The organism is Neglectibacter sp. X4, from assembly GCF_009917365.1.
Classification (GTDB): domain Bacteria; phylum Bacillota; class Clostridia; order Oscillospirales; family Acutalibacteraceae; genus Acutalibacter.
Window position 1 is genome coordinate 42,607 of sequence record NZ_QWLE01000016.1, and the last position, 11,794, is coordinate 54,400.

Genomic DNA, 11,794 nt, shown 5'->3' on the forward strand with positions numbered 1-11,794 from the left:
CTGTGGCGGATTTATTCCTGATGGTGGGCCTGCCAGGTGCGGGCAAAACTACTTATGCCCAAAAGCTGGCAAAGGAAACCGGGGCAGTGCGCTTCACCCCGGACGAATGGCACATCTTCCTGTTCGGGGACGACTTCCACCAGGTAGATCAGGAGGTTCATGACAGCCGCCACAACCGGGTGGAGGATTTGATGTGGAAGGTGGGGCAGGATCTGCTGCAAAAGGGCGTAAGCGTGATTCTGGATTTCGGCTTCTGGGTGGAGGAACAGCGGGAGGAAAAGCGCCTGGAGGCCGCGGCCTTGGGGGCGGAAACAAAGGTGTGCTTTTTGGACGCGCCTTTGGAGGAGCTGCTGTGCCGTTTGGAGCGCCGCGCCGCCCAGAACCGGGACGACGTGTTTTCCACTATCACAGAGGAGGATATGCGGGTATGGGCCGGGCTGTTCGAGCCGCCTGTAAACCCCTGGAGGCATATTCGCTCATCCTGAAAACAGAAAACCAGCCTTCCGGCAATCCGGCAGGCTGGTTTTTTTGTCTTTAAAGAAGCGAAACGCGGGTTTTCAAAGGGTGATAACCCTTTGGCGGATTCTTAAAGGCTACCGCGTGCCAGCAGGGCGAGACGCAGCGCCTTAATGCCGGTCGTAGTCCCGGCGGGGGCGGCGATCCCGGCGGGGCGGGCGGGACTCGGAGATGTCGTTCTCCGGCACAGCGCCGTCCAGGTCGATGAGGGCGTCCCGGCGGGAAAGGTTCAGCCGGCCCTTATCGTCAATTTCCAGCACCTTCACCTTTACCACGTCGCCTACATTTACCACGTCTGTCACTTTCTCTGTGCGCTTGATGTCCAGGCGGGAAATGTGTACCAGGCCTTCCTTGCCCGGGGCAATCTCTACGAAAGCGCCGAAGTCCATCAGGCGGGTGACCCTGCCGTTATAATAGGAGCCAGGCTCCGGGTCGTTTACAATGGTGTCCACAATGTCTAAAGCGCGGCGGCACTTTTCAATGTCAATGCCGGTGATGAACACATGGCCGTCCTCTTCCACGTCCATGGTGATTTCGCACTCAGCGCAGATTTTCTGGATAACCTTGCCGCCGGTGCCGATAACCTCCCGGATTTTGTCTACGGGAATCTGGGTGGAGAGCATTTTGGGGGCGTACCTGGAAAGCTCGGGCCGCACCTCGGGAATGGCCTTGAGCATGATTTCGTCGATGATATAGTTGCGGGCCTTGTGGGTTTTCTCCAGGGCCTCTTTCACCATCTCCGGGGTCAGGCCGGAAATCTTCAGATCCATCTGGATGGCGGTGATGCCCTTCTTGGTGCCGCCCACCTTAAAGTCCATGTCGCCAAAGAAGTCCTCAATGCCCTGGATGTCCACCATGGTCATCCAGCGGTCGCCTTCGGTGATAAGGCCGCAGGAAATGCCTGCAACCGGGGCTTTAATGGGCACGCCCGCGTCCATCAGGGCCAGGGTGGAGCCGCAGATGGAAGCCTGGGAGGTGGAGCCGTTAGAGCTTAAGACCTCAGACACCAGGCGGATGGTATAGGGGAACTCCTCCATGGAAGGGATGACAGGCACCAAGGCCCGCTCGGCCAAAGCGCCATGGCCTACCTCCCGGCGGCCCGGGCCGCGGCTGGGCCGGGTTTCGCCTACGGAATAGGAGGGGAAATTGTAGTGGTGGATATACCGCTTGGACTCTTCCTCGTCAATGCCGTCCAAAAGCTGGTTGTCCCGGATGGAGCCTAAGGTGGCGACTGTCAGCACCTGGGTCTGGCCCCGGGTGAACATGCCGGAGCCATGGGTGCGGGGCAAAAGGGACACTTCGGCAGCCAGAGGCCGCATGTCATCCATGCCCCGGCCGTCTACCCGCTTCTGCTCGTCCAAAAGCCAGCGGCGCACCACGATTTTCTGGGTCAAATACAGGCACTCGTCAATTTTCCCTTCCTGTTCCGGATACTCCGGATCAAAGCGCTCATGTACCTTTTCATATACAGGCTTTAAGCGGGCGTCCCGGACGGTTTTATCGTCGGTATCCAGGGCGGCGCGGACATCCTCCTGGGCAAAGGCCAGGATGGCGTCTATCATTTCCTTTTCCGGCTTGTTGCTGGGATAGGAGAACTTTTCCTTGCCGATTTCCGCCACAATGCCGTTGATAAACTGGATGATTTTCTGGTTCTCCGCATGGCCTGCCATAATGCCATTGTACATGTCCTCATCGCTTACCTCATTGGCCCCGGCCTCAATCATGGCAATGCGCTCGCTGGTGGAGGCCACAGTGACCGCCATCTGGCTTGCTTTGCGCTGGGCGGCAGTGGGGTTCATAATAAACTCGCCGTCAATAAGGCCTACGGACACGCCGGAGATGGGGCCGTTCCAGGGGATGTCGGAAATGGAGAGGGCAATGGAGGTGCCCACCATAGCGGCAATCTCCGGGGAGTTGTCCTGCTCCACAGACATGACGGTGCAGACGATGGAAACATCATTGCGCATATCCTTGGGGAACAGGGGGCGGATGGGGCGGTCGATCATGCGGCAGACCAGGATGGCCTTGTCAGAGGGGCGGCCCTCCCGCTTTAAGAAGGAACCGGGAATTTTGCCTACGGAATAGAGCTTTTCCTCAAAGTCTACGGAAAGGGGGAAGAAGTCGATGCCGTCCCGGGGCTTTGCGGAGGCGGTGGCGGCTACATGCACCACTGTGTCGCCATAGCGCACCAGGCACTCGCCGTTTGCAAGCTGGCCCATTTTTCCGGTTTCCACAACCAGGGGGCGGCCTGCAAAGGTCGTCTCATATACCTTGAAATTTTCAAACATTTTTAGTTTTCCTTTCTCCCTGTTTTTGGGGATCTTCTTCGCGGCGGCCCTGTTTTATAACCAAACATGCCGAAAGCCCCGGCCTGTTTGGTTGTAAAACAGGGGGTGTCCGCCTAAAAAGAGTAAAAGGCTGCGCTTGCAGGCTGTGTTATAGCTAACGCGGTTCAAAAGCGGGTTCCCTCTTTTGCACCGGGCGGCAAAGCCGCCGAGCGTTAAAAATCGGCCTGTACCGATTTTAACGTGCGTTTACTATAGCCCGCAGGCGGCAGCCTTTGGCTCCTGTTGTACAGTTTTGGCAGGTTTTTTACTTACGGATGCCCAGTTCGGCAATGATGGCGCGGTAGCGCTCAATGTCGATCTTGGTCAGGTAGTTTAAAAGGCTGCGGCGCTGGCCAACCATCTTCAGCAGGCCCCGGCGGGAGTGATGATCCTTCTTGTTCACCCGCAGGTGCTCGGTGAGATCATTGATGCGCTTTGTCAGCACAGCCACCTGCACTTCGGGAGAGCCGGTGTCGCCCTCGTGGCGGGCATACTTCTGGATAATTTCGGTTTTCTCTGCCTTTGTCATAAAAAATCACCTTTCTGCGGCGTTTTGCCGCGCTCATTTTTTCGCCCATTGTTTTAGAACTTTGCGCAGGCGCAAAGCCGCACAGCGTTTTATTTCAGAAATGCAGGCTGCATTCTAAAAATTACGCTTGCCCACAGGCAGGGCCGGTGTTTCCCGTGTCCGAGGGCAGGGCATCTCATATATTTTAGCACAGCCCCGCAGGTTTGTAAAGTGGAAAAAACAGCGGAAAGATGAGGAAAAGGAGGCAACCAAGCAGGGCAAGGAGCGAACCCTGCTTGTAATGCTTGCAGGCTGTGCTGTCTGCCCGTAGAAATCTTGACGGCCTTTAAAATCTGTGCTATACTATTTTGGTTTAGCCAGGGGCTTATCCGCCCGCTAAAAGCCCCTGGCAAGAAAGGACGGTGCTACATTTATGAAAATGGTCAAAACAGGAAACACAAACAACACAGGGAGGGATACTGCTTCTGGACGAAGCTAAGCAGGCCCCCGGCCTGTTCGGCTAATGCGGCATGGCCCTCCCGCAGCTAAACGGAGGGAAACATTTTGTTAAAACGCTTTAAACAATTCGTATCTTTTTACAAGCCTTATGCTGGCTGGTTTTTCGCAGACATGGCCTGCGCGCTGCTGATGTCTGCCATCGCGCTGGTGGTGCCCCTGGGCGTGCGCACCATCACAGAGGATGTGCTGGCCCAAGGCATGGCCAGCCCCCAGGGGCGCATTTTGCGGCTGGGGCTGATACTGCTTTTGCTGGTAATCGCGCAGGCGCTCTGCCAGTATTTTTTAGATTACCAGGGACACCATATGGGCGCAAAAATGGAGCGGGACATGCGCGCCCAATTATTCCGTCACTGCCAGGGGATGTCTTTCTCCTTTTATGACACCCATAAGGTAGGGGAGCTGATGTCGCGCATTACGGCGGACTCCCTTTCCCTGGCGGAATTTTTCCACCACTTCCCCGAGGACGTGGTGGTGAACGCCATCCAGCTTCTGGGGGCAACTGTGATTCTTTTTCACATTAACTGGAAGGTTACCCTGGCCCTTTTGGCGCTTCTGCCTTTTATGGCGGCGTATACCCTGTACTACAGCAAGAAAATGCGGGAAGCCCTGGCCGAAGGGCGCAGAAGCGCAGGGGATGTGAACGCCCAGGTGGAAGACTCCCTTTCCGGCGTGCGGGTGGTGCAGTCCTTCACAAACGAGCAGTTGGAGGAGGAAAAGTTTGACCGGCAGAACCAACGTTTCCTGGAAAGCCGCCGCCGGGGCTACCAGAGCGAGGCCAAGCTTTACTGCGGCATGGATGCCTTTGCAAACCTGCTACCCATTGCGGTGGCAGTGTTTGGGGGGCTGGCTATCTGGGCAGGCGCTATGAAGCTGCCCGACCTGGTTCTTTTCATGCTGTATGTGAACTATTTCTCTGCCCCGGTCAGGAGCCTGGCAAACACCAGCCGCCTTTTGCAAGAGGGTTCCACCAGTTTTGCCCGGTATTGGGAGCTGATGGACATGTCCCCGGAAATTCAGGACAGCCCCCAGGCCCGGGATCTTCCCCGGGTAAAGGGGGACTTGGAGCTGAAGGACATCTCCTTTTTCTATGACGGCGGGGCCTCTGTATTCCATGGGCTGGATCTCTCCATCAAAGCCGGAGAGTACGTGGCCCTGGTGGGGGCTTCCGGCGTGGGCAAAACTACGCTTTGCTCCCTTATTCCCCGGTTCTACCAGGTGCAGAAGGGGCAGATCCTGCTGGACGGCCAGCCCGTGGAAAACGCCACCCTGCGCTCCCTGCGGCAAAACATCGGCATGGTGCAGCAGGACGTATACCTGTTTGCAGGCACCATCGGGGAAAACATAGCCTACGGCAAGCCTGGCTGCACCCAGGAGGAAATCGTTGCCGCCGCGCAAAAGGCAGGCGCCCATGAGTTCATCCAGAAGCTGCCCCAGGGGTATGACACAGACGTTGGCCCTCATGGCGTGCGCCTTTCCGGCGGGCAGCAGCAGCGGGTTTCTATTGCCCGGGTGTTTTTAAAGGATCCCCCGGTTTTGATCTTTGACGAGGCCACCAGCGCGCTGGATGCCCACAGCGAGAAAATTGTCCAGCGCTCTCTGGAGCAGTTGGCCCGCCGCCGCACCACCCTGGTGATTGCCCACCGGCTTTCCACAGTCCGGGGCGCGTCCCGCATTTTGGTGCTGGATGAAAACGGCGTGTGCGAAGAGGGCACCCATGAAGAACTGCTGGCCCGGGGCGGCGTGTATGCCGGCCTGTATCAAACGTCTCTGGAGGTCTAAGGCCATTCAGGGCGGGAAAGGCGGTCCTTTCTGGGATGAAAATATGAACCAGAACCCCCGTGCGGCAGCGCCGCACGGGGGTTCTATAAACTTCGATATTACCCCTGGCCCTCCAGCTCCTCTGAAAGGGCTGTCCACTGCATGAGAAGAGCGTCCGCCTTTTCCCGCAGTTCGGCAATTTCCTGGGAAATCCGAGCCACTGCTTCGTAATCGGCGGCTATGTCCGGGTTTTCCAAACTTTTTTCCAATTCTGAAACAGCCCCGTCGTTTTCCTCAATCTCCGTTTCCAGCCGGCGCAGGGCTGCCCGCTTTTTTCGCAGCTCCGCGTCACGCTCTTTGCGCTGCTTATAGAGATTCTGTTTGGGCGCGGCTTTCTTCTCGGCTATAGCCTGCCGGGCCTCCCGCTTTTCCAGGTATGCGTCATAGTTTCCCAGATACAGCTCGGCCCCCTGGGGGGTTAGGGCATACACCTTGTCTGCCAGACGGTTAATCAGATAGCGGTCGTGGGACACCACAAACAAGGTGCCGTCATAGCCGGAAAGGGCCTCCTCCAGGGCCTCGCAGGAGCCGATGTCCAGATGGTTTGTCGGCTCGTCCAGCAGCAGGAAATTGGCCCGGGACAGCATCAGCTTTAAAAGCAGCACCCTGGCCCGCTCCCCGCCGCTTAAAGCCCCTATAGGTTTGAACACGTCCTCCCCCTTAAAAAGGAAGATAGCCAAAGCGCTTCTGATTTCCGTCTGGGTCATCTGGGGATGGATATCCCATATCTCGTCTATTACGGCCTTATTGTCATGCAGGCTTAGCTGGAACTGCTCATAGTAACCCAAGTCCACCCCCACCCCCAGGCGCACCTCCCCTTCGTCCTGGCGGTATTGGCCCAGAAGGATTTTAAACAGGGAGGTTTTGCCACAGCCATTAGGCCCAATGAGGAAGATTTTCTCCCCCCGCTTAATCTCTATGTCCACGTTTTCAAAGAGGGGCGTTTCCCCAAAGGCCAGGGAAAGGCCCTGGGCTGTAAGCACATCGTCGCCGCTGCGGCGGCTGGCATGGAATTGGAAGCGGATGGAGACCGGGTCATCCTCCGGCTTTTCCAGGGTGGCCTCCAGCCTGTTAATAGACTTCTGCTTGCTGGCAATGGTCACATAGTTGCGCTCCTGGTTCCAGCGCCTCTGCTGCTCAATAATGCCCTCTATGCGCTTAATTTCCCTCTGGGTGCTTTCATACACCCGCTGCATGGCAAGGCGCTTTTCCTCCTTTAAGGCCAGATACCGGGTGTAATTGCCCTTGTAGCTTTCCAGGTGCTTGCCTTGCAGCTCCAGGGTGCGGGAAGTCACCTTATCCAGAAAATACCGGTCGTGGGAGATGACCACGTAGGCGTGGGGATAGTTTTTCAGGAAATCTTCCAGCCATTCCACAGACTGGATGTCCAGGTGGTTGGTAGGCTCATCCAGCAGCAGAAGATTTGCGCCGCCCAAAAGCATTTTGGCAAGCTGCAGCTTTGCCTTCTGCCCGCCGCTTAGCACCCCCACCCTGTTCTGAATCTGCTCCTCTGTAAACCCCAGCCCTAAGAGGGCGCTGCGCGCCCGGGAGCGGCAGGTCAGCCCACCCCCGTCCACAAAGCGGTCGTTCAGCTCCGTCTGCCGCAGGATAAGGGCTTCCATTTCCTGCTCCGGGGGATTCTGGGAAAGCTTGCTGGAAAGAGACTCCAGCTCCTTTTCCATTTCCAGCAGGGGGGCGAAAACTGTCATAACCTCTTCAAAGGCGGTTTTTTCAAAGTCCCGGCACACATGCTGCTCCATATAGCCCGGGGTGCAGTCCTTTGCGAAAATTACGCTGCCCGTGTCCGGCGTATATTCTCCAGTAAGGGTTTTAAACAGAGTGGTTTTTCCGCTGCCATTCACCCCTACCAGCCCGATGTGCTCCCCCTTCTGCATTTCAAGGGTGATGCCCTCTAAAATTGTTTCTTCACCAAAGCTAACGGTGACATCGTTTACTGTTAAAATAGCCATAAGTACCTCATCTCGTTTTTGGGAAGGGCAGATGGAGGAACCCGCAGGTTCCATATGAGAGGCAGCGCCCGTCCCTGTTTCACAGCCCGCTGAGACACTGGCGGGCATATACTTTATAAGTATATCGCAAAAATATAAATTGCGCAAGCCTGAACAGGCAAAAGAGGGAAAGCCTCCCTGGGAAAAACAAAACAGCGGGCCTTCAGCGGCCCGCTGTTTTAAGCCTGTCAATTATAGTCTGATGCAGCCCCTTCCGACTCGCCCGCCCAGGAACGGTTCCCTTCTTCTAACTCCTTATAAAGGCTTCCGCACAGGGTTTCCTCCAGGAGCGCCCGGTTTATCCCGCGCAGATCCGCCAGTATCACCTGGCCTGTAGCGGCGTCCACCAGATCCATCCGGCTGAAAGAGGATAGCACCCCGCCATAGCTGTCCAAATCCCACTCCGGATACTCTACGATGAAGTGCAGGTGGGCATAGTCGTCGTCCTCATAGTTAGACTGCCCGCTCTCTTCCCGCCAGAAAAGCCCGCTGCCGCTGTTATATACGGCAAGATCCCCCAGGGCGCCGCTTCTCTCGTTATAGGCGCTGTCATCCTGGACATCGCAGGCGTATACAGTCTGGACCAGCTCATCGCCGATATAGCACTGCAAGGCCCAGTCCTGCACCCATGGCAGCCGATCCGGCCTGACGCACAGGCTTATCCAGCTCACGCGCTGGTCTGCGAACAGTATGTCCTCCGTCACCCCCTGCACATATATCCCCTCCTGCAGCTCGGGGTGGTGCAGGATATAAGGGGACATCTCCGCATCCGGCTTTACAAGCCCCTGTTTCTCATAATTCACGCTGGGGGCGGCAGTGCCCTCCGCCAGATCCAGGGTGAATTCCGCTGCCACCGGGTTCACCAAATCCCCGGCTGGAATGCCAGCAGAATCCATCGCAAACTTTACTTCTTCCGGATCGAAATAGTACAGGGTGAGCACCAGGCTCTGCCGCTTTTCCGGCGAAAGGTTCACGCGCAGCTTCATCCTCTGGTAACCGGAAAGCCGATCCGCTTCGTAGGCGGTCCGCTGCGTTGCAGAATCGTCCCAGATATTCTGGCTGGCAAGCACAGTGCCGTCTTCCCCGCTTACCACCGCGTACATGCCATAAGGCTTCTGCGGGACAGGGCCTCCGTGATACCCGGCAGGAGGCAGCAGGCTGTAGCCGCAATATCCCAGGAAGGGCACGTTGAGGGTAGCGGTAAGCTCTGCTGGGGTGTAGGACATCTGGGTAATCTCCACCTTATTGTCCGCCTGCAGGGCTTCCAGTTCCAAGGCCCCGCTTCTGTCCGCTTCCACTGTAAAGTCCCCTTGAAAGGCATCCTCCAGGATAGCCATAGGCTCACCGCCCTCCCTCATTTCCGGCGCGATAACGCCTGCATAGAAGAGCTGCGGGAGGTTCAGGGAAACGGAAAAGACATCTGCGTCCCTGGCCTCCTGGGGGACTTCCAGCACCCAGTTCCCTGTATACCTGGCAAAGGCCTGGATACCCTCTTTTGCCAGCACCCTGTCCTCAGTCTCCTCATAGTGCAGGGCCAGGGCGCTGTCTGTTTCCGTATATTGCAGATAGGCGGGGTCCCTTGTTTCCATAACGCTTTCCACTTTCTGCCCGTTGATGGAAATGCTGCTCCACTGATAGCCTGCCGCCTTGTCGTCAAATTCCTCTCCAGGATAGTATTCCTGGAATATTTCAGCCGCCACATCCCTGTAAGCGTCTGTAAGGAAAAACAGCACCGGAGGGATATAGCCGTAAGGCATGTCGCCGGGCCGGGACAGGGTTTGCAATTGAGACTCCAGCGCCAGCAGGGACATGTGGAGATACAGCTTTTCCCCGTCGCTCCAGGCATTTTCCACAGTCAAATCCTTTAGAATATCGCCCTGGCAAGACAGGGTCACTGGCTCAAATTCTGGCATAGCCAGCTTTCCCTCCGCCACCAGGGGAACCGGCAGCTCCGGGGTGTCGGGGGTTTCCTCCGGCTTTGCGCCGTTCATAGCTTTAAAGAGCATCCCCACCCCGGGCAGGCTTTCCGTAAGCTGGGGATACACGCTGTTGGCCCCCAGCAGGGAAACCCCGAAAACCACCAGCAGCACCGCCACAGTGGCAAGGCTTTTCATGGCAGACCGGAAGGGGTAGTGCCGCACAGGCATATCCCGGGGCAGCTCGGCATACACCCGGCGCATGGCCTTGGAGAAAGATTCCGGCGGGGCTTCCATCTCCAGCTCTTTTGCCAAAAACCCGCAGAACTCCGGATCCCGCCGATAGCCCTGCCGGACAGCTTTTTCCCGCCTGGGCGCCGGAGGGGTGAACCGCTTCCCTCTATTTTTCATAGCTGACCGCCCTCCTTTCCTGCTCCCGCATTTCATAAGCTTCCTTGAAGCGCCTGCGCCCATGTACCAGCCGCTGCTTTACGGCCCCCTCGCTGATGCCCAAAAGCTTGGCCACATCCCGCACCGAAAGGTCGTTTAAGTAGTACAGCGTCAAAATCAGCCGGTCGTTTTCCCCCAGGGCCGCCAGGCTTTCCCGCACGTCCAGGGCGGCGTCCCTGTCCTCTTCATAGCCTGTTTCCGGCAAAAGCTCCAGGGAAACAATGCCCCGCTGATCCCGCAGCAGATCATAGCAGCAGTTGATAACCACCCGGGTTATCCATGTTTTAAAATACCGGGGCTGGCGCAAATCCCCGATTTTATAAAAAGCCCTGCACACCGCTTCCTGCACTGCGTCCTCCACATCGTCCTCTCTGTGCAGGATTGCCTTCGCTGTGCGGTACATAGCCAGCTCGTTTTCCCGCATCAGGGTTAAAAAGGCGTCCTTGTCCCCGTTCTGTGCCTTTTTCACCATGCGCTCTGACATACTTCCTCACCCCACTCCAATTGCCTGCTTTAGCCCTCTTTTCATCCATTAGACGGGCCTTAGGCTTGTTTGGTTAGGCGCTTTTCAAAAATTTTTTAAAAAAATACAATATGTAGGGCAGAGGATTCCCTTGCCCGCCCTCCATTGAAGCATGTTTTCCCGGCTTTGTCAAGGAAGGTTTGATAATGGGGAGTGTTCGAACACGCAGCATATATCTACGGTGCACACCTATGGGGCTTTGCCCCATACCCCACAACCCCTTTTAAAAGAACCAGACCAATTACTCCCTTATCATAAAAAAGCGCAGAAGGTAAAGCGCGAATCTATGGCAGGCCAATACTGGCGTGTGCTGTCTGTCTGCTTTATCCACAAAAGTTTCAAAGCATATCAAGGCTCAATCCGTAAGGAGTAAAAGGGTGGTAAGTTCAAGCCGCTATCTTGCGGAAATGCCTGTAAACTGGGCCTTTTTTGAGATAATCATTTGATTTGCTTGAAAATGCTGGCATTTAAAATAAGCCCTAGGCACAGCCCGCTTGTCTGACGAATAGAATGGAAAAGCATGAAGAAGGAGGTTTTTCCATGGCGATTCGGATTTTCATTGATGCTCCTGCTAAAATAGGACTAAGGCAGAAACCCTTACAGCAAGAGGGCACTGGCTTAGTCCTGTTTGATTTTAGAGTAGGGAGGCACCTAAATGAAGAAAATAGCAAAAATTATAGCTGTCTGTAACCAAAAAGGCGGCGTAGGCAAACTGGCTGCATCCACCTTGTGGCCCTCAAGCCCTACCTGATGAAGTATGAAAAACATGAAATTAGGCAAACTGTTATCTTGCCGAAGGACGTTTCCCAGCTTCTGCGGGTGCTGCGCCGGGTGCAAGAACCCACGCATGGCCTGTATCTCCGGCATAAGGCGGACGCGGAGGATTGGGTAAGGCACATACAAGCCATTTATCAGACCATCCGCCCACTACAATAGAATATAGCCAGCACCATTTTGGCCCCAATTACTTCTTGTGATTGGGGCTTTCTTTGTTCCAAAAACCACTTTATATAGGGAAAGGAAGATGCGATTGAACCGTAACAACCAGACAATTTCCAGCCAGCATGAAGATTTCGGAGAAAAAATCGGCGGCGCACGGAAGGACTTGTGGAAAGAACGGGGCCTCAATGTAAGCAATGTCATTAAGTTAGTACGCAAGGACGCACGCCAAAGGGCTAGGGGGCACAAAAAAGAGCAAAAGGAATTGG

9 protein-coding genes are annotated in these 11,794 nt (G+C 55.8%); 4 read left to right on the forward strand and 5 right to left on the reverse strand.

Annotated elements, in window-relative coordinates; translation table 11 throughout:
• Window positions 1-2 precede the first annotated feature (2 nt).
• A complete protein-coding gene (locus D1841_RS08180; protein ID WP_160642840.1) occupies window positions 3-485 on the forward strand; it encodes an ATP-binding protein in 483 nt (160 codons plus the stop codon).
• Between the two features lie 141 nt (window positions 486-626).
• On the opposite strand, the gene D1841_RS08185 is transcribed toward D1841_RS08180, so the two are convergent.
• Together D1841_RS08185 and rpsO are read right to left on the reverse strand one after the other, a co-directional pair.
• Window positions 627-2,804 (reverse strand): polyribonucleotide nucleotidyltransferase, encoded by a 2,178-nt coding sequence (locus D1841_RS08185; RefSeq protein WP_160642841.1) that lies wholly within the window; start codon window positions 2,802-2,804, stop codon window positions 627-629.
• Window positions 2,805-3,108: 304 nt separating this feature from the next.
• Window positions 3,109-3,372 (reverse strand): 30S ribosomal protein S15, encoded by a 264-nt coding sequence (gene rpsO, locus D1841_RS08190; RefSeq protein ID WP_160642842.1) that lies wholly within the window; start codon window positions 3,370-3,372, stop codon window positions 3,109-3,111.
• A 543-nt stretch (window positions 3,373-3,915) separates the two neighbouring features.
• Here rpsO and D1841_RS08195 point away from each other — a divergent pair.
• Window positions 3,916-5,649 (forward strand): ABC transporter ATP-binding protein, encoded by a 1,734-nt coding sequence (locus D1841_RS08195; RefSeq protein WP_160642843.1) that lies wholly within the window; start codon window positions 3,916-3,918, stop codon window positions 5,647-5,649.
• Window positions 5,650-5,747: 98 nt separating this feature from the next.
• Here the strand turns inward: D1841_RS08195 and D1841_RS08200 are convergent, their stop codons facing one another.
• From D1841_RS08200 to D1841_RS08210, 3 genes are all read right to left on the reverse strand, one after another.
• Window positions 5,748-7,658: an ATP-binding cassette domain-containing protein gene (locus D1841_RS08200; RefSeq protein ID WP_160642844.1), complete on the reverse strand. Its 1,911-nt coding sequence runs from the start codon at window positions 7,656-7,658 to the stop codon at window positions 5,748-5,750.
• A gap of 227 nt (window positions 7,659-7,885) precedes the next feature.
• Window positions 7,886-10,024, reverse strand: a complete 2,139-nt coding sequence (locus tag D1841_RS08205) for a hypothetical protein (protein WP_160642845.1) — start codon at window positions 10,022-10,024, stop codon at window positions 7,886-7,888.
• Window positions 10,014-10,547: a sigma-70 family RNA polymerase sigma factor gene (locus D1841_RS08210; protein WP_160642846.1), complete on the reverse strand. Its 534-nt coding sequence runs from the start codon at window positions 10,545-10,547 to the stop codon at window positions 10,014-10,016. Before D1841_RS08210 ends, D1841_RS08205 begins: the two co-directional genes overlap by 11 nt.
• A 579-nt stretch (window positions 10,548-11,126) precedes the next feature.
• On the opposite strand from D1841_RS08210, the gene D1841_RS08215 reads away from it, so the two are divergent.
• Together D1841_RS08215 and D1841_RS08220 are read left to right on the forward strand one after the other, a co-directional pair.
• Complete coding sequence (locus tag D1841_RS08215; protein ID WP_160642847.1) at window positions 11,127-11,276, forward strand: hypothetical protein; 150 nt, start codon at window positions 11,127-11,129, stop codon at window positions 11,274-11,276.
• Window positions 11,277-11,375: 99 nt separating this feature from the next.
• Window positions 11,376-11,522, forward strand: coding sequence for a hypothetical protein (locus D1841_RS08220; RefSeq protein ID WP_166554244.1), 147 nt, complete (start codon window positions 11,376-11,378; stop codon window positions 11,520-11,522).
• The last annotated feature ends 272 nt before the right edge of the window (window positions 11,523-11,794 follow it).

What these genes read in the sequence shown, in the direction of transcription:
- D1841_RS08205 (WP_160642845.1), bottom strand. Translation starts at nt 10,024, where the DNA reads ATGAAAAATAGAGGGAAGCGGTTCACCCCTCCGGCGCCCAGGCGGGAA.
- D1841_RS08200 (WP_160642844.1), bottom strand. Translation starts at nt 7,658, where the DNA reads ATGGCTATTTTAACAGTAAACGATGTCACCGTTAGCTTTGGTGAAGAA.
- D1841_RS08210 (WP_160642846.1), bottom strand. Translation starts at nt 10,547, where the DNA reads ATGTCAGAGCGCATGGTGAAAAAGGCACAGAACGGGGACAAGGACGCC.
- D1841_RS08185 (WP_160642841.1), bottom strand. Translation starts at nt 2,804, where the DNA reads ATGTTTGAAAATTTCAAGGTATATGAGACGACCTTTGCAGGCCGCCCC.
- D1841_RS08215 (WP_160642847.1), top strand. Translation starts at nt 11,127, where the DNA reads ATGGCGATTCGGATTTTCATTGATGCTCCTGCTAAAATAGGACTAAGG.
- rpsO (WP_160642842.1), bottom strand. Translation starts at nt 3,372, where the DNA reads ATGACAAAGGCAGAGAAAACCGAAATTATCCAGAAGTATGCCCGCCAC.